General features: G+C 57.8%; 20 protein-coding genes, 5 pseudogenes and 1 other annotated feature. Of the genes and pseudogenes, 8 read left to right on the top strand and 17 right to left on the bottom strand.

What is annotated here, in order from left to right:
- Nucleotides 1-8 precede the first annotated feature (8 nt).
- Both JZM24_RS16105 and cls read right to left on the bottom strand, forming a co-directional pair.
- Complete coding sequence (locus tag JZM24_RS16105) at nt 9-332, bottom strand: HI1450 family dsDNA-mimic protein (protein WP_215671226.1); 324 nt, start codon at nt 330-332, stop codon at nt 9-11.
- Between the two features lie 54 nt (nt 333-386).
- Entirely contained in the window at nt 387-1,847 is a 1,461-nt protein-coding gene (cls, locus tag JZM24_RS16100) for a cardiolipin synthase (protein ID WP_215670939.1), read from the bottom strand.
- 175 nt (nt 1,848-2,022) lie between these two features.
- Between cls and JZM24_RS16095 the strand changes: the two genes are divergently transcribed.
- Complete coding sequence (locus tag JZM24_RS16095) at nt 2,023-2,202, top strand: YciY family protein (protein ID WP_215670937.1); 180 nt, start codon at nt 2,023-2,025, stop codon at nt 2,200-2,202.
- 154 nt (nt 2,203-2,356) lie between these two features.
- Here the strand turns inward: JZM24_RS16095 and JZM24_RS16090 are convergent, their stop codons facing one another.
- Both JZM24_RS16090 and JZM24_RS16085 read right to left on the bottom strand, forming a co-directional pair.
- Complete coding sequence (locus JZM24_RS16090) at nt 2,357-2,590, bottom strand: hypothetical protein (RefSeq protein ID WP_215670935.1); 234 nt, start codon at nt 2,588-2,590, stop codon at nt 2,357-2,359.
- Nucleotides 2,591-3,291: 701 nt separating this feature from the next.
- Complete coding sequence (locus JZM24_RS16085; RefSeq protein ID WP_215670933.1) at nt 3,292-3,588, bottom strand: YciI family protein; 297 nt, start codon at nt 3,586-3,588, stop codon at nt 3,292-3,294.
- A gap of 276 nt (nt 3,589-3,864) precedes the next feature.
- On the opposite strand from JZM24_RS16085, the gene tonB reads away from it, so the two are divergent.
- Entirely contained in the window at nt 3,865-4,605 is a 741-nt protein-coding gene (gene tonB / locus JZM24_RS16080) for a TonB system transport protein TonB (RefSeq protein ID WP_215670931.1), read from the top strand.
- A gap of 223 nt (nt 4,606-4,828) precedes the next feature.
- On the opposite strand, the pseudogene yciA reads toward tonB, so the two are convergent.
- The 4 genes and pseudogenes from yciA to JZM24_RS16060 all read right to left on the bottom strand — a co-directional run bounded on the left by yciA (nt 4,829) and on the right by JZM24_RS16060 (nt 7,082).
- A pseudogene (gene yciA / locus JZM24_RS16075) lies at nt 4,829-5,237 on the bottom strand (acyl-CoA thioester hydrolase YciA).
- A 41-nt stretch (nt 5,238-5,278) separates the two neighbouring features.
- Nucleotides 5,279-5,830: a septation protein A gene (locus JZM24_RS16070; protein WP_215670929.1), complete on the bottom strand. Its 552-nt coding sequence runs from the start codon at nt 5,828-5,830 to the stop codon at nt 5,279-5,281.
- A 37-nt stretch (nt 5,831-5,867) separates the two neighbouring features.
- Nucleotides 5,868-6,620 carry a YciC family protein gene (locus JZM24_RS16065; protein WP_215670927.1) on the bottom strand — a complete coding sequence of 251 codons (753 nt, stop codon included), beginning with the start codon at nt 6,618-6,620 and terminating at the stop codon, nt 5,868-5,870.
- 54 nt (nt 6,621-6,674) lie between these two features.
- Nucleotides 6,675-7,082 (bottom strand): annotated as a pseudogene (locus JZM24_RS16060) (YkgJ family cysteine cluster protein).
- Between the two features lie 277 nt (nt 7,083-7,359).
- Here JZM24_RS16060 and ompW point away from each other — a divergent pair.
- Nucleotides 7,360-7,996: pseudogene (ompW, locus tag JZM24_RS16055) on the top strand (outer membrane protein OmpW).
- 65 nt (nt 7,997-8,061) lie between these two features.
- On the opposite strand, the gene JZM24_RS16050 reads toward ompW, so the two are convergent.
- From JZM24_RS16050 to JZM24_RS16020, 6 genes and pseudogenes are all read right to left on the bottom strand, one after another.
- Nucleotides 8,062-8,376: a BON domain-containing protein gene (locus tag JZM24_RS16050; protein ID WP_215671225.1), complete on the bottom strand. Its 315-nt coding sequence runs from the start codon at nt 8,374-8,376 to the stop codon at nt 8,062-8,064.
- Between the two features lie 109 nt (nt 8,377-8,485).
- Nucleotides 8,486-9,292 (bottom strand): tryptophan synthase subunit alpha, encoded by an 807-nt coding sequence (gene trpA / locus JZM24_RS16045; protein ID WP_215670925.1) that lies wholly within the window; start codon nt 9,290-9,292, stop codon nt 8,486-8,488.
- Nucleotides 9,292-10,482, bottom strand: a complete 1,191-nt coding sequence (gene trpB, locus JZM24_RS16040; RefSeq protein WP_215670923.1) for a tryptophan synthase subunit beta — start codon at nt 10,480-10,482, stop codon at nt 9,292-9,294. Before trpB ends, trpA begins: the two co-directional genes overlap by 1 nt.
- A gap of 33 nt (nt 10,483-10,515) precedes the next feature.
- On the bottom strand, nt 10,516-11,868 hold the full coding sequence (gene trpCF / locus JZM24_RS16035) for a bifunctional indole-3-glycerol-phosphate synthase TrpC/phosphoribosylanthranilate isomerase TrpF (RefSeq protein ID WP_215670921.1): 1,353 nt from the start codon (nt 11,866-11,868) through the stop codon (nt 10,516-10,518).
- Nucleotides 11,869-11,875: 7 nt separating this feature from the next.
- Nucleotides 11,876-13,469 (bottom strand): annotated as a pseudogene (gene trpD, locus JZM24_RS18920) (bifunctional anthranilate synthase glutamate amidotransferase component TrpG/anthranilate phosphoribosyltransferase TrpD).
- Entirely contained in the window at nt 13,469-15,031 is a 1,563-nt protein-coding gene (locus tag JZM24_RS16020; protein ID WP_215670915.1) for an anthranilate synthase component 1, read from the bottom strand. The pseudogene trpD and the gene JZM24_RS16020 overlap by 1 nt, the downstream one beginning before the upstream one ends.
- Nucleotides 15,032-15,061: 30 nt before the next feature.
- Nucleotides 15,062-15,167: a sequence feature (Trp leader region), on the bottom strand.
- A 200-nt stretch (nt 15,168-15,367) separates the two neighbouring features.
- Here JZM24_RS16020 and rnm point away from each other — a divergent pair.
- The 3 genes and pseudogenes from rnm (at nt 15,368) to rluB (ending at nt 18,434) form a co-directional block, all read left to right on the top strand.
- Nucleotides 15,368-16,255 (top strand): RNase RNM, encoded by an 888-nt coding sequence (rnm, locus tag JZM24_RS16015; protein ID WP_215670913.1) that lies wholly within the window; start codon nt 15,368-15,370, stop codon nt 16,253-16,255.
- Between the two features lie 52 nt (nt 16,256-16,307).
- Nucleotides 16,308-16,928: an L-threonylcarbamoyladenylate synthase gene (locus JZM24_RS16010; protein ID WP_215670912.1), complete on the top strand. Its 621-nt coding sequence runs from the start codon at nt 16,308-16,310 to the stop codon at nt 16,926-16,928.
- 600 nt (nt 16,929-17,528) lie between these two features.
- Nucleotides 17,529-18,434, top strand: a pseudogene (gene rluB, locus JZM24_RS16005) (23S rRNA pseudouridine(2605) synthase RluB).
- Nucleotides 18,435-18,682: 248 nt separating this feature from the next.
- Here rluB and cobO read toward each other — a convergent pair.
- Nucleotides 18,683-19,276, bottom strand: coding sequence for a cob(I)yrinic acid a,c-diamide adenosyltransferase (cobO, locus tag JZM24_RS16000; RefSeq protein WP_215670909.1), 594 nt, complete (start codon nt 19,274-19,276; stop codon nt 18,683-18,685).
- A gap of 54 nt (nt 19,277-19,330) precedes the next feature.
- Complete coding sequence (locus JZM24_RS15995) at nt 19,331-20,092, bottom strand: YciK family oxidoreductase (protein WP_215670907.1); 762 nt, start codon at nt 20,090-20,092, stop codon at nt 19,331-19,333.
- A gap of 356 nt (nt 20,093-20,448) precedes the next feature.
- Here JZM24_RS15995 and sohB point away from each other — a divergent pair, with 356 nt between their 5' ends.
- Nucleotides 20,449-21,495: a protease SohB gene (gene sohB, locus JZM24_RS15990; protein ID WP_215670905.1), complete on the top strand. Its 1,047-nt coding sequence runs from the start codon at nt 20,449-20,451 to the stop codon at nt 21,493-21,495.
- A gap of 540 nt (nt 21,496-22,035) precedes the next feature.
- On the opposite strand, the gene JZM24_RS15985 is transcribed toward sohB, so the two are convergent.
- The gene (locus JZM24_RS15985) at nt 22,036-22,287 is read right to left on the bottom strand and encodes a YciN family protein (RefSeq protein WP_215670903.1); all 252 of its coding nucleotides are present in this window, start codon (nt 22,285-22,287) and stop codon (nt 22,036-22,038) included.
- 272 nt (nt 22,288-22,559) lie between these two features.
- On the opposite strand from JZM24_RS15985, the gene topA reads away from it, so the two are divergent.
- The gene (gene topA, locus JZM24_RS15980) at nt 22,560-25,148 is read left to right on the top strand and encodes a type I DNA topoisomerase (protein ID WP_215670901.1); all 2,589 of its coding nucleotides are present in this window, start codon (nt 22,560-22,562) and stop codon (nt 25,146-25,148) included.
- Nucleotides 25,149-25,193 lie beyond the last annotated feature (45 nt).

Here is a 25,193-nt window from a genome sequence, read left to right as displayed (position 1 = left end):
GGCGGCGCTTACTCCTTCCACAAAATGTGGCAAACTTTTTCGCTTCTGTCGCGGCAAATCAGGATGCGCGCAAACACGTCGTTCACCGCCATGCCGTCTTGTTCCGCCAGACCTATCACGACTTCGGCGAAAAGATCAGGATTGAGATCGAAATCCACCTGCTCATGCCACGCCTCTGACGGGTCAAACAGTTCTGCTGCGCCGCGCTGTTCAAACTGCAGGTTGAACAGCAAAATGTCTGCCGGATCGAGATTATCCTGCGCCAGTTCAAGAAAAATATCGTAGGCCGCTTCGAGCGTTTCGTCATCCGTCAGACGATTGTCAACATCCATCATTACTGTCCCGTTAGCTGAATTGGCGCTATTACAGCATGCCGTCTGACAAAATTACAGCAATGGACTGAAAAAGTAGAACAGCCGCTCGACTAGACGCTGCCAGTAAGGACGCTTCGACCAGACTTTGGCCTCGATGAGCCGTGAACTGGCGATATAATCCTCCTGCACCCGCGCCAGATCGCTGCCAAAATCGTCATCGTCAATAACCAGGGTTATCTCAAAATTCAGCCACAGGCTGCGCATGTCCAGATTCACCGTTCCCACCAGACTCAACTGGCCGTCGACCAGCACACTTTTGGTATGCAGCAGGCCGCCCTCAAACTGATGGATAAGCACGCCGGCTTCCAGCAGTTCGGCAAGGAAGGCCCGGCTGGCCCAGCCTACCAACATGGAGTCGTTGTGGCGTGGAACGATAATATGGACCTCCACGCCGCGCTGCGCCGCGGTACAAATGGCATGCAGCAAATCGTCGCTCGGCACCAGATAGGGGGTGGTCATGACCAATTGTTCGCGCGCCGCATAAATCGAGGTCAGCAACGCCTGATGAATGACGCCCTCGGGGAAACCGGGCCCCGAGGCAATGACTTGAATGGTATGCCCTGTGGCTTGTTCAAACGGCATGATATTGACGTCGGGCGGGGGTGGCAGGATGCGTTCGCCGGTTTCAATTTCCCAATCGCAGGAAAAAATGATCCCCATGGCGGTAGCCACCGGCCCCTCCATGCGCGCCATGATATCGATCCATTGGCCCACGCCGGCGTCCTGTTTGAAAAAGCGCGGATCCACCATGTTCATGCTGCCGGTGTAGGCGACATAGTTGTCTATCAGTACCATTTTGCGATGCTGACGTAGATCCATCCGGCGCAGAAAAACACGCAGCAGGCTGACGTGCAGGGCTTCCACCACCTTCACCCTAGCCTTGCGCAGCAACGCGGGGTAGGGACTGCGGAAAAAGTCCACGCTGCCGGCAGAATCGAGCATCAACCGGCAGCGTACGCCGCGCCGCGCCGCGGCCATTAACGCCTCCGCCACTTGGTCCACCAGGCCGCCGGTTTGCCAGATGTAGAACACCATCTCAACATTGTTTTGCGCCAGACCGATATCGCGCACCAGCGCCCGCAGGGCATCATCGCTGCTGGTCAGCAATTGCATCTGGTTACCCTTCAGGCCGCCCATGCCCTGCCGATGCTCGCAAAGCTTGAAAAGGGAGCGGGCTACTTCGCTGTTTTCACTGGCAAAAATGTGATGGCAACCTTTGAGATCTTCGATCCACTTGGCGGTGGAGGGCCAGAGGGCCTTACTGCGTTCGGCGCGGCGTTTCCCCAGATTGAGTTCGCCGAACAGCAGATAGGTAATAATCCCCACCAAGGGGAGAATATAGATGACCAGCAGCCAGGCCATGGCGGAGGGCACCGCGCGACGTTTCATCATCACCCGCAGCGTGACGCCTGCGATCAACAACCAATAGCCGAATAGCAATAGCCAGTTGATTACGGTATAAAGCGTTGTCATAGGGGCGAAAAATCCTGTTCGCGGAGCGTTAGCCTGAGTTTACGCATAAGGGGCGCAAAGAGGAAATTGTTTTACCGGACGCATTATGCGTCGCAGCCCTTGCGTGGCTTGGCAGGGATGTAAAAGTGGCTATAATGGCGTGCGTTGATGTCAGCCCGTGCCGAAGGTCTTTGTGATGAAAAGAAGCCGTAACGAAGTTAGCCGTTGGCGCATGCAGCGCCAAGTACAGCGTCGGCGCAGCCAGTGGGTTGAAGCCCAATCCCGCACCTATCGCCGTCTGACGCGCTTGAGCCATCTGCAGCTCAAACAGCAGCGGCGCTCGTTGCTGTTTTCCCTCGTTTACACGCCTAACTGATCGCCGCCGCCGAGCCGCGGGTGGGGATTGCCGTGCCATACTCGGTCACTGGCGCCTTTGGCACGGGTTTTAGGCAATAAAAAACCGGCTCCATGCCGGTTGAGATGTGACAAACACAAGGCCTGTTTTCCTCCATGAGGCGTTACCTGCAGCGTTACTGCGTGGCGGTCGTGGTTGAGGTCGACCTAGAGGAACCGGTATTTTCCGGATCGCTGGCCGAGGTGACCGCGGCAACGGAGCCGGACACAAAGCTGGCGTCACTGCTGCTGGCGCTGCCGGACGCGCTCTGCGATGCCGCCGCGGTGGTACCGGCCGCGCCCGCGGCGTAAACGGACGAGCTGCCGACCGCAGACAGCACCAGAGCTACCATCAGTGTTTTCTTCAACATAATTACCTCCTACTGTTAAGTGTTTAACCGGGAGTACAGCATTTCTACGTTATGCGATAAACTGGCGGGGTACAAACCGGATATCCTTGGCGCGGCATCATTCGGAACTATCCGTAAAAAAGCGGTTAGATAACATACTGAATCGCGTCAAATTATAAAGTTGACTGCGAAAATTCCTAAATAGAGTGTTTCCGCGCCGTGCTCACGGAAATCATGGAAAGGTGATCGTTATTGGAATCGTTGAATTCTCGCCATGTATGACACCCTGACACCCTTGCGCCCTGATAGCCCTGCATCACCGCATCCAGGCATTCGTGCACGAATAAACGCCCAGTTTGTCCCGGGTCAATCGCGCCTTGGCGAACCTGACGTTGTCCTTGACGGTTTATATTGGGTGGGGAAACGGCAAGCGTGACCGGCGGCAAAAACGCCGTTGGGCTGGGGAAGATGCTTGGGGCAATGTGTGCGGTGTGAATGGTCAAGCGAGGACGCACCCACCCCCGCAATAGCGGCTCACGATCCGGTGACAGGGGCGCATACCCCAACGGCCTATGCCAAGGTTGGGCAAGCTTCGGCAAGGTTTGGCAAGGGATAACCGAGGGCGGCTGACTGCCCGAATGGGGTGCTATTCGTTTATGCCCGCGCCACGGGTTACCCCGCATGTTGGCGCTTGCAGGGGCACGCCCTCGCGACCTTGACGTTTAAAAGACCTTTTTGTAGGGTTTGGCCTGCACGCTAGCATACAGGCCGGCAGCGACATAGGGATCGGCTTCGGCCAAGGCTTGCGCTGCTTCTATGGAGTCAAATTCGGCGATGACCGTGGAACCGCTAAAGCCCGCCGCGCCAGGATCGTTGCTGTCTATAGCGGGTTTGGGTCCGGCGGTGAGCAGGCGGCCCTGATCCCGAAGCAGCTGGAGACGCGCCAGATGAGTGGGGCGAACGGACAGGCGCTTTTCTAACGAATCGGCCACGTCTTCGGCATAGATGACATAGAGCACGGTAAGACTCCCAACCAGGATTAAATAAAAGTAATTCACGTTATGATATTGCACCCTGTAGCGCAACGAAAAGTTACGCGACAGGGACGCGTTGAGAGCGGGTAGAACGGCGGGGGCCGATAGATGACCGTTGAGGCATTGGCCCTGAAGCGGAAGGTCCGGTGCGCCTGCCCTCTGACAGATAAATGCGCTAAACGAGAAAGAGATCGCTGTCAGTTATTGAATATGATTGCTATTTGCATTTAAACTTTGCCCTCATCCACGACTTCCAATGATATGGCGTTAACTATTTTGAATCAGACCCGTCGCTTTTCCTGGCCGTTTATTGCCTCTGCCGGATTACACGCCTCTTTGGTCGCAGGATTACTTTATGCCACGGTGCCGCCGATAAGTTTACCTTCCGCCGTCGAGCAGCCTATGACCGTGATGCTGGTGGCTCCTCTGCCCCAGCAGGCGCCGCCGGTGGAGCAACCGCCTGAGCCGCCTGTTCAGCCCGAGCCGGTGGTCGTGCCGCAACCTGCCCCGGAGCCAGAGCCAGTGCCGGAACCGCCCGCACCGGTGCAGGTGCCCAAACCGGTGCCGAAACCAAAACCGAAGCCCAAGCCCGAACGGCACCGTGAAATCAAGCCTCAGCCGCCGAAACCCGACACGCGCCCGGCGACGCCGGTCCCCAGTGCGCCGTCGGTTCGACCGACTAACGAGCCGGTCACCAGCGCGACGGCGTTAAGCAGCATGAAAAGCGTGAGTAATGCGCCGTGGGCCATGCAGTGTACCAACACCATTTATCCCCCGCTGGCAAGAGCGTTGGGCATTGAGGGGCGCGTGAGCATGATGTTCGATGTTAATGCCGACGGTCGGGTGGAGAATGTGCGGGTGTTATCGGCTCAGCCACGTAACATGTTTGAGCGCGATATCCGGTTAGCCATGCGCCGCTGGACCTATGAGCCAGGTAAGCCGGCGACCAATTTGACGGTCAATTTCAAATTTGACCTTGAGGGCGTCAGCAGCGGCGAATAGGAATAGGGGCGCAAAACCGGGCGCTAACCCTGCGCCGCCGGTGCCGTTATGGCAATAAGCGGGCAGCAGAGACCAGCATGATGCCGGTTTCCAGGCTTGGGATACGCCGGAGCGGGGTGGGCAAGGGTGTAAAGGGTAAGCGCGCCCTGGACGGTGCAGACCGGTTTCACGGCTGGCGCACCGGAAAGACCGGGTGCCCAGGGACGCCGGCCATGAAGACGCTTTAGTCTGCAGCGCTGTGACGCCGGTCCGGCGGCAGCGGGTGAGGTTTACCGTCGTTATCCACCGCAACGTAAGTAAACACCGCCTCGGTCGCCCGATAGCGCTGGCCGATGGGCTCCGAGGAGACTTTCTTCACCCACACCTCAATATTGATGGTAAGCGAACTGTTGCCGGTTTTCAGGCACTTAGCATAGCAGCAAATGACATCTCCCACCGCGACCGGTTTCAGGAATGTCATGCCGTCGACGTGCACCGTCACGACCCAACTCTTTTGCCAGAATAGCGCCGCCGATATCCGTCTGCGACATCAGCCAGCCGCCGAAAATATCGCCGTTGGCATTGGTGTCAGCCGGAATTGCCAGCGTGCGCAGCACCATTTCGCCGCCGGGCGGCTTTATCTCTTCGCTCATCATCACTCCCGCTTAACGTCACCCGTGCCGAAGGCACCGGATTAATGGGTATTATTATTGCGCTCGTCCTCCGCCATATGGCGGTAGATATAAATGCCGCTGAGCAGCGTAAACACCAGCGTCAGCACGGTAAGGCCGAAAACCTTGAAATTCACCCATATGCTCTGCGGCAGCCAGAAAGCGATGTAGATGTTCGCCGCGCCACAGGCCAGAAAGAATAGCGCCCAGGCAATATTCAAATTGTTCCAGACACGGGCGGGGAGATGGATCTCTTTATCCAGCATACGCTGGATGAGCGGCTTGCCGAATACGAATTGGCTGACCAGCAGCGCCACGGCGAACAGTGTGTAAATCACCGTCACCTTCCACTTGATAAATTCCGCATTGTGATAATAAAGCGTCAGCGAGCCGAAAATCGCCACCAGTACGAAGGTAATCAGGGCGACTTTCTCGACCTTGCGATAGCGCAGCCAGGTGTAAACCAATACCAGCGCAGAGGCAACGATTAACGCGCCGGACGCGTAGTAAATGTCGTAGAGCTTATAGACGATAAAAAACACCACCAAGGGCAGAAAATCGAGAAACTGCTTCATAACACAATCCACCGGTAAAAAGGGAAAACGCCGGCCATCAGGCCTGCTGCAGTAACATATACAGACGATAAAGATAGATGAGCAGCAGCGCGGAGATAAGGTTGCTCAACCCATTCAATAATACCGCCGCCGCCAGCGACGACACCAGGGTGAACTGTGTGGCCAAGAGTAACACTGCTGCCTTCGCCAGCAGCCAGAACAAGACAGCCGGCGCCAATAGCCGCAGATTGGCGAACGCCAGACGGGCGCTCAGGCGCATTGATTTGATAGCGCCCAGATTATCGCTGGTGGCGATGACCGGTGCCAGGCTAAAGGCAATGGCCAGCAGGATACCCGGCACGATAATTAACAGCAGTCCCAGCTGTACCAGCAGCGTGGTAAGAAAGATAAGCAACAGCAGGCGCGGCAACAGCGGCGCTGACAAACCGATGGCGCGCACTACGCTGACGGGCTGGCGGTTGGATACCAGACGAATCATGGTCAGCAGCCCGCCGGCCAGCAGGACATTGCCGACCAGACCGGCCAGGGTACCGGCGGCGGAGGCTTTCAGTAACACGCGCTGTTGGTCCACCGACATCTGCTGTACCAGTTGCTGCAGGCTCATATCGGCAGTATCGCCCATATGGGTACCGTCGCTCAGCGTCATCAGCTGCTCACTTCCCGGCGACAGCGCATGCTCCAGGACGACGCTTATCAGCGCCGTCAGCAGTGCCAACAGCAAGATACTGGCAAACTGGTTTCGGAAAAAATTCAACGTGTCGCGGTACAGGGTACTTGCCATAATTGGCATGGGGGCTCCTTGGCAAAACAATCAACGATTAGGCTAGCTCGCTATTCTACCCTGTTAATCCACGGCTTGGCACCCTAATGCATCATCCGGGGGTAAGTGCGGCACGATCTTTTCCTGCGTCGTCGAAGGCGGAAGCGGCGGCAGGCCAAAATGCGCCCGGTCGCGATCGCAGGCGGCATTGGCCCGGCCGTCTTCGCCGCTCATCTGAAATGCCTGGCAGGGTGAAGGACGGCAGGCATAGACGATACAGCTGACGCGTTGGACAACGTGACCCTGTAACGCACAACAGCGCACTACGCGATCGTTAGTGCCCGACATGCAGCGCAAGAAGGGGGTGAGTGATTACGTTAACGCCGCCGGCACCCGACCGGCGCCGTCATCCCCCTCGGCCCAGTAAAAAGACACGCGAAAAAAGGCGCAACAGGCGCCGCAGGACAGGCAGGGATTGCCATCACCGCTCATGCTGTTATCCACCGACGCCGCGGCGTCGAAGCTGAACTGACACTCCCTGAAGACTACCCAGCCGGCCGCTTGAAAGCAACAGAAATGAGTTATCACCGCTTTTTTTGCTGTTGTTGCCATTCCGTTGATATGGATCAACCTGTAAATAGTAAGGGGATTGATATAACACTCGCTATCAGTGTGACATATCAATTTGCCTCTACACCACCGCTAGCCCGGATGGTGATAAGGATCAAATTTACCCCTAACGGTAAGTACAACAGCAATGGAGCAGGGCATGAAAACAACCTTTTTGGCCGCTTCGGTGGCCGTTATTCTTTTCAGTCAACCCGTGTTCGCCCATCAGGCCGGCGACTTTATCGCCCGCGCCGGCAGTGTCACCGTCCGGCCCAGCGAGAGTTCGGATGATGTGCTGGGGTTGGGCGAGTTTAACGTTAGCAACAACACGCAACTGGGGCTGACCTTTGGCTATATGATCACCGACAATATCGGCGTGGAATTATTGGCGGCGACGCCGTTCAGTCACCGCGTCGGGCTTAACAGCACCGGTGATATCGCTAAAGTCAAACAACTGCCGCCTAGCCTGATGGCGCAATACTATTTTGGCGATCCCCAGGATAAGCTGCGGCCTTATGTCGGTATCGGCGTCAACTACACCACTTTTTATGACGCCCATTTTAACCAGAAGGGCCAAGATCTTGGCCTGAGCGATCTGAGCGTGAAGCATTCCTGGGGTCTGGCCGGGCAGGCGGGGCTGGATTATAACGTCAGCGAGAACTGGCTGCTTAATATGTCGGTGTGGTATATGGATATTGATACCACTATTCTCTTCAAGGCCCGGCGGCGAGCAGCAGTCCATTCATACCGATATCAAACCGTGGGCGTTTATGTTTGGCGTGGGCTATCGTTTCTGATGGTTGTCGGCCAACAAAAAAGGGCGCAAGCGCGCCCACGATGTAAGACGTAACTCAGGCGTGGGTTATTTGATTTGCATATCGTTTTCCACCGACTTGACGCCGGCAACCCCGCGCGCGGCCTGAACCGCCAGGCTGGCATCGGTGGCGGAGCCCACAAAACCGCTCAACTGTACGCGGCCTTTAAACGTTTCCACATTGATTTCCCGCGCTTTCAGGCGATCGTCGCGTACCAATTCCGATTTCACTTTCGCGGTGATAACCGTATCGTCAATATAGCCACCGGTGCCTTCAGACTTGGCGGTCGGCGCACAACCGTTTAGCGCGAAGACCAATATCAAAGGGGTTAACAGGCTGGCGGCGACTTTCCACACGTTTATAGTCTCTCATTGATGGAATGCGTTGTCGTTTTATGCTTGGTTGCTTTGCCGGGACCCCCTGGGGATGCCCGGCATTGATATTGTTAATGATAAATTGCGTTTGCGCCAGTCAATCGCGGGTCGCCGCCTTTAGTTCTCGCACGAAACGGGCCAATTTTTCCAGCATCAAGTCGGGATTATCCTCATGCTTTTCGATAATACGCACAATGGCCGAGCCGGAGATGGCGCCTGCCGTGCCAGCCTCAAGCGCGACACGGACCTGTTCAGGTTCGGAGATGCCGAATCCCTGTAGCGTCGGCGCGGCATGGTATTCCTTCAGGGTATCGACCAGATGCTTGAGCGGCTTATTCGCCCGTTTCTCACTGCCGGTAACGCCGGTGCGCGAGAGCAGGTAGGTATATCCCCGGCCGTGGGAGGCGATTTCGCGCAGCAAATCATCGCAAGCGTTGGGCGGGCAGATAAAAATGGGCGCCACGCCATGTCGCATGGCGGCCTGGCGAAACGGCAGACTTTCTTGCAGCGGCACATCCGCCACCAGCACCGAGTCGACGCCGACTTCGGCGCAGTGGGCGTAAAAAGCATCTATCCCCTCGTTGTAGACCAGATTGGCATACATCAATAAACCTATCGGTATCGCGGGGTATTTTAGACGAATCGTTGCCAGCATTTCAAAACAGTGCGTCGGCGTGACGCCGGAGGCAAACGCGCGCAGGTTGGCGTTTTGGATAGTGGGGCCGTCCGCCAGCGGATCGGAGAACGAGATGCCCAGCTCCAGTGCATCGGCGCCGGCGTCAATCAACGTATCGATGATGCGTAGCGAAAGCGCGGGATTGGGATCGCCAAGCGTTACAAAGGGCACAAATGCGCCTTCCTGGCGCGCCGCCAGCTGGTTGAATAATTGCTGATAGCGTTCCATTAAATGTCTCCTCGCGCCTTTAGAATATCATGAACGGTGAAAATATCTTTATCGCCGCGCCCCGACAGGTTAACCACCAAGATCTGCTCTTTCTCCGGCTCCGCTTGTATCATTCTTAGTGCGTGGGCCAGCGCATGGGACGATTCCAGCGCCGGAATAATGCCCTCATGACGGGAGAGGCGTCGGAACGCGTCCAGGGCTTCCTCATCGGTAACCGACACGTACTCCGCCCGGCCGATGCTATCAAGGTAGGCATGCTGAGGACCCACCGAGGGAAAATCCAGGCCGGCCGAAATGGAATAAGATTCCTCAATCTGCCCTTCGGCGGACTGCATCATCGGCGACTTCATGCCGAAATAGATGCCGGTGCGGCCGTGTTTTAACGACGCCCCATGCTGTCCGGTCTCGATACCCAGGCCGCCAGGCTCTACGCCTATCAGGCGAACCGCTGGTTCATCGATGAAATCGGCGAACATGCCGATGGCGTTGGAGCCGCCGCCAACGCAGGCGATGACCGCATCCGGCAGGCACTGTTCGTGCTCTTGCATCTGCGCGCGCGTCTCTTCGCCGATCATCCGCTGGAATTCGCGCACGATGGTCGGGAACGGATGCGGGCCGGCGGCGGTGCCGAGCATGTAGTGGGCACGTTCATAGCTGTCGGACCAATCGCGCAACGCTTCGTTGCAGGCGTCTTTTAAGGTGGATGAGCCGCTGTGCACCGGAATGACTTCGGCGCCCATCAGCCGCATGCGAAACACGTTGGGCGATTGGCGTTCGATGTCTTTGGCGCCCATATAAATACGGCATTTCAGTCCCAACAATGCTGAGGACAGGGCCGAGGCCACGCCGTGCTGACCGGCGCCGGTTTCGGCGATGATTTCGGTTTTGCCCATCCGTTTAGCCAGCAGCGCTTGCCCCAGCACTTGGTTGGTTTTATGGGCGCCGCCGTGCAGCAAGTCTTCTCGTTTGAGATAAAGTTTGGTCCGGGTACCGACGGTCAGGTTGCGGCACAGCGTGAGCGGTGTCGGCCGGCCGGCGTAGTTAATCAGTAAATCGCTGAGTTCGGCCTGGAACGCCGGTTCGCTCTGGGCTCTGACGAACGCGTCTTCCAATTGAATCAGCGCCGGCATCAGAATTTGCGGGACATACATGCCGCCAAATTCGCCAAAATAGGGGTTGAGTCGTGTCATGCTTGGTTGTCTCTCATGGTGTCAGGCTGAAGGTTAATAGGCGCGCAGCGTCTGAAATACCGTAGCCAGTTTATGATGATCTTTGATACCCGGCGCGCTTTCCACGTCGGAGTTGAAATCGAGTCCGACGCAGCCAAGACGGGCAGCCGCCACGCAGTTGTCCGCCGCCAGTCCACCCGCCAGCATGACGTCATCCAGCGTGTCGCCGTTTAACAGCGACCAGTCAAAAGGATTGCCGCCGCCGTTGTCCAGCACATAGCGATCGACCTGGGCCAGGTCACGCGCCGGCAGGGCGTGACGCATATCCAGCGCTTTCCAGATGCTACACTCGGGCGGCAGGGCGTGGCGCAGCGCATCGATATAGCGCTGATCTTCGTCGCCGTGCAGCTGGACTGCCGCCAGCGACAGCGCGCGGGCGGTCGCGGCGACGTCTGCCACCGGTGCATCGCGAAACACGCCGACATAGCGCAGCGCCGCGCCGGCTATCACGGTGCGGGCGGTATCTATATCCACACACCGTGGCGAGCCGGGGACAAAAATCAGCCCGCCGTATATCGCGCCCGCTTCCAGGGCGGCGCGGGCATCGACGGCGCGGGTAAGACCGCACACCTTATTTTCGCCCAATATAACCCGACGCACCGCCATCGTCAAGTCGGGCTCCGACATCAGCGCGCTGCCAATCAAGAAGCCGTTGGCGTAGTGGCTGAGCTCACGCACCTGGCGATAGTGATTAATGCCCGACTCGCTGATGACCGTCACCCCCGCCGGCAGCCGCGGACCGAGCGTGCGGGTGCGGTTCAAATCAATCGACAGATCGCGCAGGTCGCGATTGTTAATGCCCACCACTTTCGCTTCCAGGGCAATGGCGCGCTCGCGCTCTTCGTCGCTGATGACTTCGGTCAACACGCCCATGTTCAGGCTGTGGGCCACCGCCGCCAGTGCGCGGTAGGTGTCGTCGTCAAGCACGGACAACATCAGCAGAACGGCGTCCGCCTGATGCAGGCGCGCGAAGTAAATCTGCCAGGGATCGACTATAAAATCTTTGCATAAGACCGGCTGGCTTACCGAGCGGCTCACCTCTAGCAGATAATCAAAGCTGCCTTGAAAATATTTCTCATCGGTCAATACCGAAATCGCGGCAGCGTAATGCCGGTAAACGCCCGCAATGGCGACCGGGTCGAAATCGGCGCGGATCAGGCCCTTGGACGGCGACGCCTTTTTGCATTCCAGAATAAATGCGGTGCGGGTCCCGGACAGCGCGTGATAAAAACTGCGTGTGCTGTGCGCAACCTGATGGCGAAAACTGTCCAACGGCTTAAGCCGTTGCTGCCCGGCAACCCATTCATATTTATCTGCGACGATTTTCGCAAGTACCGTGTCCTTCATTGCTGTCTTATCCTCTTTCTGCCAATGCCATCACGCGCGCATAGGGGTCGCCGCTGTGAATTTCCTCCAGCGCCCGATGAGTGTTGTCACGGAGATTTTCCTGCCCGAACAATTTGAGCAGCAGGGCCACGTTGGCGGCGACTGCCGATTCATGTGCGTGTTCACCTTTACCTTGTAACAAACGTGCCAAAATGTCACGGTTTTCTTCCGGCGACCCCCCGCGCAGGGCCTCTGCAGGCTGGGGCGACAGGCCAAAATCTGCCGCGTTTAAAGTATAGCTCTCAATCGTCCCCTCGCGCAGCTCAGCCACCTGGGTCGGCGCATGCAGCGCGACTTCGTCCATGCCGCCGCCGTGCACCACCGCGGCGCGTTGATAACCCAACACGCGCAGCGTTTCGGCAATCGTCAACACCAGCTCCGGGCTGTAGACGCCAATCAGCGCCAGCGGCGGCCGGGCCGGGTTTATCAGCGGGCCTAGCACATTAAAAATGGTACGTGTTTTCAGAAGCTGACGTACCGGCATCGCATGTCGAAAACCGGCATGATACTGTGGGGCGAACAAAAAGCACATGCCCAGTTCATCCAACGCCTGACGCGACAGCGCCGCCGGCATATCCAGCCGGATACCGAACGCCGCCAGCAGGTCAGACGAGCCTGAGCGACTTGAAATGCTGCGGTTGCCGTGCTTGGCCACCCGGGCGCCGCAGCCGGCTGCGACGATAGCGCTGGCGGTGGAGATGTTGATGCTATTGCTGCCGTCGCCGCCGGTGCCGACGATATCGGCAAACGGATAATCCGGGCGCGGAAACGGACTGGCGTCGGCCAACAGCGCGCCGGCGGCACCGGCGATTTCCTCGGGATATCCGCCACGCACCTTCATGCTGATAAGCGCAGCCGCCAGCTGTTCCGGGGCCAGTTGCCCTTGAATGATGGCCGCGAACAGCTTCTGGCTTTTTTCGCGGCTGATACGCCCGCCCTGATAGAGATGTTCCAGTATCGCTTGCATGGAAAAGTCCTTGTGATTACGCCCGTGCCCAAGCGAGCGTCTGATTTAACAAATGCCCCCCCTGGGTGGTTAAAATGGATTCGGGGTGGAACTGAAAGCCGCAGACTCGATCGGCATCATTGCGTACCGCCATCACCATGTCGTTATAGTGGGCGTTGACCGTGAGCGTTGCCGGCACCTGACTGCCGACCAGCGAATGATAGCGCGCCACCGGCAGCGGATTCGGCAGTCCGGCGAACATGCCCTGGTTGTCGTGGCGGATGGGCGACGCTTTACCGTGCAGAATCTCGCCCGCCTGGCCAACATGGCCACCGTAGGCTTCTACTATCGCCTGATGGCCCAGGCAGATGCCGATAATCGGTAACAGGCCGCGCAACGACGTGAGCAACTCCGGCATGCAGCCCGCCTGGGCCGGTGCGCCGGGTCCCGGCGACAGCATCAGGATCGGATTTTCCATTTCGGCAAGCGCGCGCATTATGAGGGCGGCCGGCAACCGGTTGCGGTAAATCACCACCCGGTGATGGTTGGCGCGCAGCTGATCCACCAGGTTATAGGTGAACGAGTCGACATTATCGAGTAACAGAATATCGGCCATCAGAACAGCTCCTTTGCGTCGTGGGCGGTGGCAATGGCGCGCAACACGGCACGCGCTTTGTTGCGGCTTTCGTCGGCTTCCGCCTGCGGAACGGAATCCAGCACTACGCCTGCGCCGGCCTGCACCGTGGCAATGCCGTCTTCAACGTAGGCGGAACGGATTACGATACAAGTATCGAGCGCGCCGGCGGCGGTGAAATACCCGATTGCGCCACCGTAACTCCCGCGGCGTTCCCCTTCCGCCTCGGCAATAAGCTGCATCGCGCGGACTTTCGGCGCCCCGCTCAGGGTGCCCATATTCATGCAGGCGCGGTAGGCGTGCAGTACGTCGAGATCGGCGCGCAGCTGACCGACGACCCGCGATACCAAATGCATCACGAAGGAGTAGCGATCGACTTTGGTCAAATCCGCCACATAACGGGTGCCCGGCTCGCAAATACGCGCCAGATCGTTGCGGGCCAAGTCCACCAGCATCAAATGTTCGGCCAGCTCTTTATGGTCGGCGCGCATTTCCAGTTCAATACGGCTGTCGAGATCGGCATCCAGCGTGCCGTCGGCGCGCCGGCCGCGCGGACGGGTGCCGGCGATCGGGTAAATTTCAATCTGTCCGGTATCCGGGGCGTATTTCAGCGAGCTTTCCGGCGAGGCGCCAAACAAGGTGAACTCGTTGTCTTGCATAAAAAACATATACGGGCTGGGATTGCTTTTCTTCAACGTGTGGTAGGCGGCGAGCGCCGAAGGACAGGTAAGGGAGAAACGCCGCGAGGGCACCACCTGGAAAATTTCCCCTTCGCGGATCGCCTGCTGCATCCGGCGCACGACCTGGCCGTACTCTTCGTCACTCTGGCTGCAGGTCAATGTCATGGTGTCGATGACCTGGTGCGGAATGGGCTCCGGCGCTTGGCTTAGCTGATGTTGTAGTTGCTCAAGCCGGTACTGCAACCGCTGCTTTTCCGACGGACTCGGGCTAAACAGGCTGCATTGCAGTTCGCAAGTTTGTTGCTGGTGATCGAGGATAAGCAACGTTTCGGCCAGATAAAAGCAGTAATCGGGGCAGCGTTGTTCCGGACGCAGCGGCGGCAAGGATTCAAAGCCGGCAACCAGATCATAGGCGAACAGCCCGCCGACGAACATCGCTTTCGGCGCATCCGCCGGCTGGCCGACCAGCGTCAGTAGCAGGCGAAGACAGTCGAATACCGACAGCGAGCGCAGACGGGCATCCTCATCCACGTCCTGTTCCGCCGGCGGGAAGGTTAATTCACGGCCGTAAGGGTGGGTGACAATCGACACCTGCCCGGGCAAGGCGGCATCCAACAGCGGCAGCAGCTCGGCGCCGTTGGCGCTCAGCGCCTGCAGCGTGACGGTCTGGCCAAGGGCGGTGATACGCAGCGCGCTATCCACCACCATCATGCTTTCCAGATCATGCTTCTTATCGATCTCGGCCGATTCCAGCAACAGCGTCGCGGGGCGGGCGCCACACAATTGGTTGAACATGGCGGTCGGGTCGGGGCGGTAAGGGGCCTGCGCGTGCAGCAATTCTATCTGATAGTGACTGGTTGGCATTGGCATTATCTATTTTCCTGATTGTCGCCCATAAAAAAACCCGCTAACGCAGCGGGCTATTTGTGATCTTGCTCTGTCTGATGACAGCGACGCATGATTTCACCACCCGCTAAAGGGAGGTGCGCCACCAGCGAAGCATTACCGTATTGAAGGTCATCATGTTAAGCATCTCGAAGGCCATTGTTTAACTACGTACTAGTAAACTAGTTCAGAGATAAAAAGTCAACCATAATGGATGAACTCACGAAAATAAATCCACTAGTTCGATTCAGCTCGGTTTACCGCTATGATGGAGGGCAACGAAAACCACGTGGAGATCCCTTGACGGCACAGCCGATGACGACAGCCTTACGGGTTATTTATGACCTGCACAGCCATACTACCGCCTCCGATGGCCTGCTCACGCCGCGGGAACTGGTGGTGCGCGCCCAAGCGATGGGCGTCGATGTGCTGGCGATAACCGATCATGATACCGTCGACGGTATTTCCCCCGCTGAGGAGGCGATTGCTGCGCTCAATCTGCCGCTAAATCTGGTGGCGGGGGTGGAAATCTCTACTCTTTGGCAGCATCACGAAATCCATATCGTCGGGTTGGGCATCGGGCCGCGACACCCGGCGCTGACGGCATTACTGACGTCACAGCGTGCGCACCGCCTGACGCGCGCGCATGCCATTGCCGAGCGGTTGGCCAAGGCGGGCATCCGCGATCCTTGGCAGGGAGCCCGCCAGTTGGCGCAAGACGATCTGGTGACCAGCGGCCATTTTGCGCGCTATCTAATCAGCCTTGGCGCGGCCAGCAACGTCGCCAACGTTTTTAAAAAATATCTGTCGCGGGGGAAAACCGGCTATGTCCCGCCACAGTGGTGTACAATAGATGAAGCGATTGAAGCGATCCACCTGGCATGGGGACAGGCGGTAGTAGCGCATCCCGGGCGTTATGACCTGTCAGCCAAGTGGCTGAAACGGCTGCTGACGCACTTTACCGCTGCCGGCGGCGATGCGATGGAAGTCGCGCAGTGCCAGCAGTCGCCGCAAGAGAGGAGCCAGCTTGCGGCATACGCCCGTGATTATCGACTTCTCGCCTCACTAGGGTCCGATTTTCATCAACCCTGCGCCTGGATTGAGCTGGGTCGCAAACTGTGGCTGCCGGGAGGGATTGAGCCGGTTTGGCGTGATTGGACGGTGTTGCCTGCCGCCGGTCCTCACGCAGCCGCAGAGGGATAAACCAGGCTGCCAGAGTCCTCTGCCGGACGCCTTAATAAGGAGTGTTTGATTAATGAGTCAGTTTTTTACCCTTCACCCGGATAACCCGCAGCCGCGTCTGGTCAGCCAGGCGGTGGATCTGCTGCGCAAAGGCGCGGTCATCGTCTATCCTACCGACTCCGGCTATGCCTTGGGCTGCCAGCTTGAAGACAAAACGGCTATGGAGCGCATTTGCCGCATTCGCCAGTTGGACGGTCACCATAATTTTACGCTGGTATGCCGCGATCTTTCTGAATTGTCCACCTATGCGCAGGTGGACAATCAGGCGTTCAGACTGATGAAAAACAACACCCACGGCAAATATACCTTTATCCTTAAGGCCACCAAGGAAGTGCCGCTCCGGATGATGAGCGACAAACGCAAAACCATCGGCCTGCGCGTGCCGGCCAACCCTATTGCATTGGCGCTGCTTGAGGCCCTGGATGAGCCGATGATGTCGACGACCTTGATGCTGCCAGGCAATGATTTTGCCGAGTCGGACCCGGAATCCATTCGTGATCGCCTTGGTAAACAGGTCGATCTGGTGATCCACGGCGGCTTTCTCGGCCAGAAGCCGACGACAGTAATCGACTTGACCGACCCGACGCCGCAGGTGGTGCGCCAGGGGGTAGGCGATGTCTCGCCGTTCCTGTGACGCAAGCGCCGACGGGTGCGACGTGACGAACTGACGCAATAGCCGGACGGCGTGTGAGAACAGGAAGCGAATGTGCCGCGGTTCCGCGCTGGCGGCTAACTGGTGCCGAGAAACGGGCCATCCCCGCACGGAAGGCACGTCAAAGCGGGGCGGAGGTGGGTAGACCGGCGCTGGCGGTGCTTCAAGGCACGGCGCAGAAAGCCAGCGCTGCGCGGGCTGGGCACCAATGTGCGTGGCAGTAGGCCAGCGCTACGCGGGGAGTGCACCAATGTAAGTGGTAGTAGGCCAGCGCTGCGCGGGTGGTGTCTCAAATGCGGTGAAAAAGGTGTTATCTCTGCTTGCGGTCTAATCAGAGACTCGCGCCGCCGCCACTGACCGCCACCGCCGCTAGCACGAAAGGGGCTTTGGCCGCGCGACCGCTGTCGTGCTGCCGCCGCAGACTGATGCGGCCCGTTGCCACCACCGTGCCTGTGGGGAGAAGATAAAGCTTACAGCGGCAGGATAATCCTGTATAATGGCGCGGGTGTTTTTGTTAATATGTTGATTTGTAACATATTTTAATTCATCTGACGCCTGTGAAGGCGACAAGCGAGGTTCGCCATGAGCGAAAGCGAAAAACTGCAAAAAGTCCTGGCCCGCGCCGGTCAGGGGGCTCCCGCCGAGAAATCGAAGCCGTCATTGAACAGGGGCGCGTGAGCGTAGACGGCAAAGTCGCCACCCTGGGAGATCGCGTCGACGTCACCAGCAGCACAAAAATCCGTCTCGATGGGCGCATCATCGCCATCAAACCGGTTGAAGAGGCCGTGTGCCGCGTCCTGGCCTATTACAAGCCGGAGGGCGAACTTTGTACGCGCCGCGATCCCGATGGTCGGCCGACGGTGTTCGATCGCCTTCCGCGTCTGAATAACGCCCGCTGGGTGGCCGTCGGACGGCTGGACACTAATACCTCCGGGCTGTTGTTATTCACCACCGACGGGGAATTGGCCGATCGCCTGATGCATCCAAGCTGTGAAATCGAACGTGAATATGCCGTGCGCGTTTTCGGCGAAGTGGATGAGGATAAACAGCGTCAGTTGACCCGCGGCGTACAACTTGAAGACGGCCCGGCGGCTTTTCGCAGCCTGACTTTTCAGGGCGGATAAGGCCTGAATCAGTGGTATAATGTGACGCTGACAGAAGGGCGCAATCGCGAGGTACGGCGCCTGTGGGAGGCGGTTGGCGTGGCAGGTCAGCCGGCTTATCCGCGTGCACTATGGCGACGTTACGCTGCCGAAAGGGCTGCCGCGCGGCGGCTGGACCGAACTGCCGCTTGAGCACACCAACTATCTGCGTGAGAAAGTGCAGTTACCGCTTGAAGCGGTCACCAAGCTGCCGGTAGAGCGCGATCGCCGCCGTTTGAAGGCGACGCAAATCCGCCGTTCGGTGAAGCGCAGCAGCCAGAGAACGCCGGCGCGCGGTGGCCAGAGCAGTAAACGCAATAATGGTGTAGTTTACGGTACCGGCTAATGATCCAGGTTAACGGCACAGGCTGGCGATCCGGGCTTACGGCGGCGGCGCTTCAGGTGCTTAGCCGGTCTGTCTCACTACTACGGCGTCAGAGCGCACTCACGCAGGCCTGATAAGCTTTGACGTGCCCCACAAGAGGGTGGCTTATCGCCCGCAGGCAGGCCCCGGGGTGTTGGAGGCGGTGTCCCGCTGTGCCGTCGCGGCGGTTTTAGAGCCAGAATAAGGAAAACGCTTTTTATGTGACAGTGTCACCAATAAATGCCTTGCTGCGCCATAACGCCGGCGTCGAACGCGTGTTTCACCGGCCGCATTTCGCTAACGGTATATGCCATAGCCAGCAACGCTCGGTGGCAACCGCGCCCGGTGATAATGACGCTTTGACCTGCTGGCCGCGCGGCAAGGGCGGCGATAACCTCTTCGCGATCCAGATAATCGAAGCTGATCATATAGGTCAGCTCATCGAGAATCACAACATCAAGCGATGCGTCTGCCAGCATCCGCCGCGCATGACGCCAGGTATCGCGCGCGGCACTACTACGGTCCAGCTCCCGATTCTGCGTCTCCCAGGTAAAATCGGTGGCCATCACTTGAAACTCCACGCCGTCCGGCTCCAAAAGCTGCCGTTCGCCGTTGGGCCACTGCCACTTGATGAATTGCACTACCGCGGCGCGAAGTCCGTGGCCAACGGCGCGGGTGAGGGTCCCAAAACCGGCGGTGGTTTTGCCTTTGCCGTTGCCGGTAAAGATAATTAGGATCCCACGCCGCTCGGTGGCGGCGCGGATACGAGCATCGACCTGCTGTTTTAACCGTTGTTGCCGCTGTTGGTGGCGTTTGGCGTCCATAAATGCGCTCTTAAATAAAGGCCGCACCGCAGTGCGGGCGACCCTACAGGAGTATCAGGTGGCTGGACCGGGTTTGCGATCGGGCTGCGCGTCAAAACTGATGCCGGTTTTCCGTCGGCTATCGTCGCCCATCAGATAAAGATAGATGGGCATGATGTCCGCCGGGGTTTTCAAACGGTCGGCATCTTCCGCTGGGTAAGCGCTGGCGCGCATGCCGGTACGGGTACCGCCGGGGTTGATACAGTTAACCCGCAGCGTGGATGCGGGATACTCGTCCGCCAAGACCTGCATCATCCCTTCGGTGGCGAACTTGGACACTGAATAAGCCCCCCAGTTTGCGCGCCCTTGGCGGCCCACGCTGGAGGTGCTGAAAATCAGCGATGCTCCGCCGGCGTTAAGCAGCAGCGGCAGCAGCGCCTGCGTGAGCATGAAGGCGCCATTGATATTTACCGCCATCACCTCTGACCAGCGCGCCGGCGTCTGCTCGGTCATGGTCGCGACTTCCCCTAATAGCCCGGCGTTGTTCAGCAAACCGTCCAGATGGGGAAGTTCGTTCATCAGGCGCTGTGCCAGCAGCTGATAGGGTAGTGGATCGGCACAGGCCAAATCCAGCACCAGCACGCGCGTCTCACGCCCGCCGGCCTCGGCGATCGCCTGCTTCACAGCATTCAATTTATGCTCCGTTCGGCCGAGCAGCAGTAGTGACGCACCGTGGCGGGCATAGGTCAGGGCCGCTTCACGGCCAATACCGTCGCCGGCGCCAGTCACCAGAATGTGTTTTTGATCCAATAAATTACGTTTGGGCTGATAATACACGCCTCACTCCTCTGCTGTGAACTTTGCCGCCAACTGCCGATTATCGCGGCCCGTACGGACAGACTTGTCTCATTTTATGCCTGATCCGGCAGGGTATTTCAATCGCCGGCATTCCGACTATGAGCGCCACGCGAGCGAAAAGGCGTTACGGATGCGCCTAACGCCCGTGGGTTGCCGCCGTGACGGCGGGTGGCTGCTTTCAGGCCGATACCGGCCATTTTCTCTTGGTCTGACCCGCCCTGACTTGTAAGCGTGGTCTTCTCTTCACCGGCAATATTCTGATTTTTCAGGCGACGCGGCGCAGACCATTGGCTAGAATAGTTGGCAACTGTTCTCATTATTAGCAAGGCGGTTTTGTGGAATATATTGCGTTGTACGGACTTTTTCTGGCCAAAACCCTCACCGTAGTGCTGGCGATCGGCGCGCTATTATTGCTGGTGTTTGGCTTACGCATGCGCTCGCGCCAGCGTAAAGGACAGATCCAAATCGAGGATTTGGGCAAACACTATCGCGAGAGACAGCGGGAGATGCAACTGGCAAGGCTAGGCGAAGCCGAGAAAGGCGTGTGGCACAAACGGCACAAAAAGCAGGACAAGGCCGAAGCCAAACGGGCCAAACTGCTGGCGAAACGGGGTGATGATGGGACGGCGCGTTCTTGCCTTTACGTGCTGGACTTTACCGGCAGTATGGACGCTGGTGAAGTAAGCTCCCTGCGCGAGGAAATTTCCGCTGTACTGTCGGTGGCCAAATCCGGCGATGAAGTGTTGCTGCGGCTAGAAAGCCCCGGCGGCGTGGTGCACGGCTACGGACTGGCGGCGTCGCAGTTGCAGCGGTTGCGGGAAAAAGGTATCCACCTAACCGTCGCGGTAGATAAGGTCGCCGCCAGCGGCGGCTATATGATGGCGTGTGTCGCGGACCGCATTGTCGCTGCGCCCTTTGCTATTATTGGCTCCATCGGCGTGGTCGCGCAGATCCCCAACTTCCATCGCCTGTTGAAACGTAACTATATTGATATGGAGCTGCATACCGCCGGCGCCTATAAGCGGACGCTGACGCTGTTTGGTGAAAATTCCCCCGCCGGACGCGAGAAGTTCCAGCAAGAACTCAATGAGACTCATCAGCTATTCAAATCCTTCGTCCAGCGTATGCGGCCCTCGCTGGATATTGATGCCGTCGCCACTGGCGAACATTGGTATGGCGAACAGGCGCAGCATTTGGGGCTGGTGGACGCTATCGGCACCAGCGACGATTTGCTGATTGAGCAATTGGTGCGGCATGAGGTGATTAGCGTGCGCTTTAGCCGGCCGAAACGCTGGATGAACCGCTTCACCGACAGCGCTGCGTTAAGCGTGGAGCAACGCCTTCTGCGTTACTGGCAGCGCGCGCAGAAGCCGCTGTTATAACGATGAACGCGCCGGCTGCTGTCACCGCGACGTCGCAGCGGGCGGCAACAGCCGTTGACGTCGCGATATAAGCGCCGCACGCGCTAAAAGCCATTGTTGTCACGGCGAATCCGCCACGGCGGGCGAGCTCCGGGATAAGCCACGGTAGCGTGGCAGTGCGTCATACCCTCATCCTTCGTATGGTCATCTGGCAATGAGTTATTGCCTGCGAGACGGCAAGCGCTACACCCTATTATGCCTCCTTTCACATCGAAAGCCGTGCGGACGGCTGGTTGAATCACTATCTAGTTAGCGTGCCGCCGACAGGTTGCGGCGAAGGGGCGAGGGTATGGCACCCTTCTCGCCCTGGTGCTCGCGGCCGGTGGTGGCTGATGCAGAGCAGTTAGACAGGGACCAACGGTGCTGATGTTTTCAGCCCGGCCTTTCACTTGATAACCTGCGCCGGTGCGTAATTTATCCCTCATTTAACAACACTGCCCGCCGAACCGGCCGAAGGGCACCGCATTCATCGCGGCGTTGGCGATGACACGGCGCGCTACATCAGTCTGCCAAATGATATTTTTCCGACAGAACATGGGCAAGATGCTTGAACATATTAAAGACGGCGGTGGTCTTCCGCGTAGGTATTCCCTGCTCATCAAGAAAAAACTCACCGCGAAAAACCAGCACCGGTCCTTTCTGTTCAACCTCGGTGGCTAACATTCCCTGCATATAGTCTTCGTGTTCGCGAATTATCCGGTTCGCTTCTCTCAACAGACTTTTTCTGTCTATGGCGATGGTGAAGTTGTGCATATTTGTCACTCCTGTGTTAACGCGTGCCCTATTGTAATACCCGGTTGTGTTTGTCGGCAAACCGACTAAGGTTTAAGCGATTGCCTACGCTTATTATAAAAATAAGTGGATTAACAAGAAGTTGACCAAGTGCTCTCCGGTTAGGAAAGCGCGACAAAAAACTGGTTGATTTTTGGCGGCGCTGCCGCAATATAAAAAAAGAGGTATGCCCAGCCAGGGTCTGGCGCAAAAAACTTCTTATTGCAGAAGACATCACTCAGGTAAAGGTAAAAATGGGTAAAGCTCTCGTTATCGTTGAATCGCCGGCCAAAGCCAAAACGATTAATAAATATTTAGGCAAAGACTACGTGGTTAAGTCCAGCGTGGGTCACATCCGCGATTTGCCGACCAGCGGTTCAGCCAGTCAAAAGAGCAGCGATGCCAGTAAAAAGAAAAAAGCCAAGCCGGACCCGCAACACGCATTGGTCAACCGGATGGGCATCGATCCTTACCATGGCTGGAAAGCTCGGTATGAGATTTTGCCCGGTAAAGAGAAAGTGGTGAACGAGCTGAAAGCGCTGGCGGAAAAAGCCGATCATATCTATCTCGCAACCGACCTTGACCGCGAAGGGGAAGCCATCGCCTGGCATCTGCGCGAAGTTATCGGCGGTGATGATAAACGTTTCAGCCGAGTAGTGTTCAACGAGATCACCCGCAACGCGATCACCCAGGCCTTTGAACAGCCGGGCGAGCTGAATATTGACCGGGTTAATGCCCAGCAGGCGCGGCGGTTTATGGACCGCGTGGTGGGCTATATGGTGTCGCCGCTGCTGTGGAAAAAAATTGCCCGCGGCCTGTCGGCCGGACGGGTCCAGTCGGTTGCGGTCAGGCTGGTAGTGGAGCGCGAGCGGGAAATAAAAGCCTTTGTTCCCGAAGAGTATTGGGAACTGCATGCCGATCTGCAAACCGCGCAGGCAGCGCCGCTGGCAATGCAGGTGACGCATCAGCGAGAAAAACCCTTTAAGCCGGTCAATCAGCAGCAGATACAGGCGGCGTTGGACTGGCTTGAACATGCGGACTATGTGGTCAGAGACAGGGATGATAAGCCGACCAGCAGCAAGCCGGGAGCGCCGTTCACCACCTCGACGCTGCAACAGGCGGCCAGCACCCGCCTGGGCTATGGCGTGAAGAAAACCATGATGTTGGCTCAGCGGCTGTATGAAGCCGGGCATATCACCTATATGCGTACCGACTCCACCAACTTGAGTCAAGACGCGCTTGATATGGCGCGCGGCTATATCGGTGCGTCTTTCGGCAGTCCCTATTTGCCGAAGCAGCCTAATGAATACGCCAGTAAAAACAACGCCCAGGAAGCCCATGAGGCGATACGCCCCTCAGACGTTAACGCCTTGGCGGAACAGCTGAAAGACATGGAAGCCGATGCGCAGAAGCTTTACCAGCTGATATGGCGTCAGTTTGTTGCCTGCCAAATGACGCCGGCGCAATACGATTCCACCACGCTAACCGTTACCGCCGGCGAGTTTCAACTGCGCGCCCGCGGCCGCACGCTGCGTTTCGACGGCTGGACCAAAGTCATGCCGGCGCTGCGCAAAGGCGACGAGGACCTGACCCTGCCGGCGGTGGCAGCCGGCCAGACGCTTACGCTTACCAAATTGCTGCCCAGTCAACATTTTACCAAGCCGCCCGCTCGCTATAGTGAAGCCTCGCTGGTGAAAGAGCTGGAAAAGCGCGGGATTGGCCGGCCGTCGACCTATGTATCCATCATCTCCACCATTCAAGATCGCGGTTATGTCCACGCGGAAAACCGTCGTTTCTATGCGGAAAAAATGGGGGAAATCGTCACCGATCGCCTGGAAGAAAATTTCCGCGAGCTGATGAATTACGATTTCACCGCCAAGATGGAGGATACCCTCGATCAGGTAGCCGCCAATCAGCAGGAGTGGAAGCGGGTACTGGATGCCTTCTTCCAGGAATTTAGCCAACAGCTGGAAAACGCAGAGAAAGATCCAGAAGACGGCGGTATGCGACCCAATCAAATGGTGATGACCAGCATCGATTGCCCGGTCTGCGGCCGCAAAATGGGGATCCGTACCGCCAGCACCGGCGTCTTCCTCGGCTGTTCGGGCTATGCGCTGCCGCCGAAAGAGCGCTGCAAAAACACCATAAACTTGATCCCGGAATCGGAAACCCTGAACGTGCTGGAGGGCGACGATGCCGAAACCAATGCCTTGCGCGCACGCCGCCGCTGCGGGAAATGCGGCACCGCCATGGACAGCTATGTTATCGACGGCCAACGCAAACTCCACGTGTGCGGCAATAATCCGCTGTGCGACGGTTACGATATCGAACAGGGCGAGTTCCGTATCAAGGGCTATGACGGTCCGGTGGTGGAATGTGAGAAATGCGGTGCCGATATGCACCTGAAACTGGGGCGTTTTGGCAAATACATGGCTTGCACCAACGACGACTGCAAAAACACCCGCAAAATCCTGCGCAATGGCGATGTGGCGCCGCCGAAGGAAGATCCGGTGCCGCTGCCCGAGCTGCCGTGCGAGAAGTCGGATGCCTACTTTGTTCTGCGCGACGGTGCGGCGGGGGTGTTTCTGGCCGCCAATACGTTCCCGAAATCCCGCGAAACCCGCGCGCCGCTGGTGGCCGAGTTGGCCCGCTTTCGCGATCGCCTGCCGGAAAAGCTGCGCTATCTGGCCGACGCGCCCGTCGAAGATGACGAGGGCAATAGTACGTTGGTGCGTTTCAGCCGTAAAACCAAGCAACCATATGTGTCCTCGGAAAAAGACGGCAAAGCCACCGGCCGGACTGCCTTCTACATTGATGGTAAATGGCAGGTAACGAAAAAATAACCCTGACGTCGTCTCTGAGCCAACCTCGCGGTTGGATTTTTTAAT

Source organism: Candidatus Sodalis endolongispinus, assembly GCF_018777395.1.
Lineage (GTDB): Bacteria > Pseudomonadota > Gammaproteobacteria > Enterobacterales > Enterobacteriaceae > Sodalis_B > Sodalis_B endolongispinus.
Note: the sequence above shows the minus strand (reverse complement) of the source record. Positions and strands in the feature narration are given on the sequence as shown.

What these genes read in the sequence shown, in the direction of transcription:
- JZM24_RS16105 (WP_215671226.1), bottom strand. Translation starts at nt 332, where the DNA reads ATGGATGTTGACAATCGTCTGACGGATGACGAAACGCTCGAAGCGGCC.
- cls (WP_215670939.1), bottom strand. Translation starts at nt 1,847, where the DNA reads ATGACAACGCTTTATACCGTAATCAACTGGCTATTGCTATTCGGCTAT.
- JZM24_RS16095 (WP_215670937.1), top strand. Translation starts at nt 2,023, where the DNA reads ATGAAAAGAAGCCGTAACGAAGTTAGCCGTTGGCGCATGCAGCGCCAA.
- JZM24_RS16090 (WP_215670935.1), bottom strand. Translation starts at nt 2,590, where the DNA reads ATGTTGAAGAAAACACTGATGGTAGCTCTGGTGCTGTCTGCGGTCGGC.
- tonB (WP_215670931.1), top strand. Translation starts at nt 3,865, where the DNA reads ATGGCGTTAACTATTTTGAATCAGACCCGTCGCTTTTCCTGGCCGTTT.
- JZM24_RS16070 (WP_215670929.1), bottom strand. Translation starts at nt 5,830, where the DNA reads ATGAAGCAGTTTCTCGATTTTCTGCCCTTGGTGGTGTTTTTTATCGTC.
- JZM24_RS16065 (WP_215670927.1), bottom strand. Translation starts at nt 6,620, where the DNA reads ATGCCAATTATGGCAAGTACCCTGTACCGCGACACGTTGAATTTTTTC.
- trpA (WP_215670925.1), bottom strand. Translation starts at nt 9,292, where the DNA reads ATGGAACGCTATCAGCAATTATTCAACCAGCTGGCGGCGCGCCAGGAA.
- trpB (WP_215670923.1), bottom strand. Translation starts at nt 10,482, where the DNA reads ATGACACGACTCAACCCCTATTTTGGCGAATTTGGCGGCATGTATGTC.
- trpCF (WP_215670921.1), bottom strand. Translation starts at nt 11,868, where the DNA reads ATGAAGGACACGGTACTTGCGAAAATCGTCGCAGATAAATATGAATGG.
- JZM24_RS16020 (WP_215670915.1), bottom strand. Translation starts at nt 15,031, where the DNA reads ATGCCAACCAGTCACTATCAGATAGAATTGCTGCACGCGCAGGCCCCT.
- rnm (WP_215670913.1), top strand. Translation starts at nt 15,368, where the DNA reads ATGACGACAGCCTTACGGGTTATTTATGACCTGCACAGCCATACTACC.
- JZM24_RS16010 (WP_215670912.1), top strand. Translation starts at nt 16,308, where the DNA reads ATGAGTCAGTTTTTTACCCTTCACCCGGATAACCCGCAGCCGCGTCTG.
- cobO (WP_215670909.1), bottom strand. Translation starts at nt 19,276, where the DNA reads ATGGACGCCAAACGCCACCAACAGCGGCAACAACGGTTAAAACAGCAG.
- JZM24_RS15985 (WP_215670903.1), bottom strand. Translation starts at nt 22,287, where the DNA reads ATGCACAACTTCACCATCGCCATAGACAGAAAAAGTCTGTTGAGAGAA.
- topA (WP_215670901.1), top strand. Translation starts at nt 22,560, where the DNA reads ATGGGTAAAGCTCTCGTTATCGTTGAATCGCCGGCCAAAGCCAAAACG.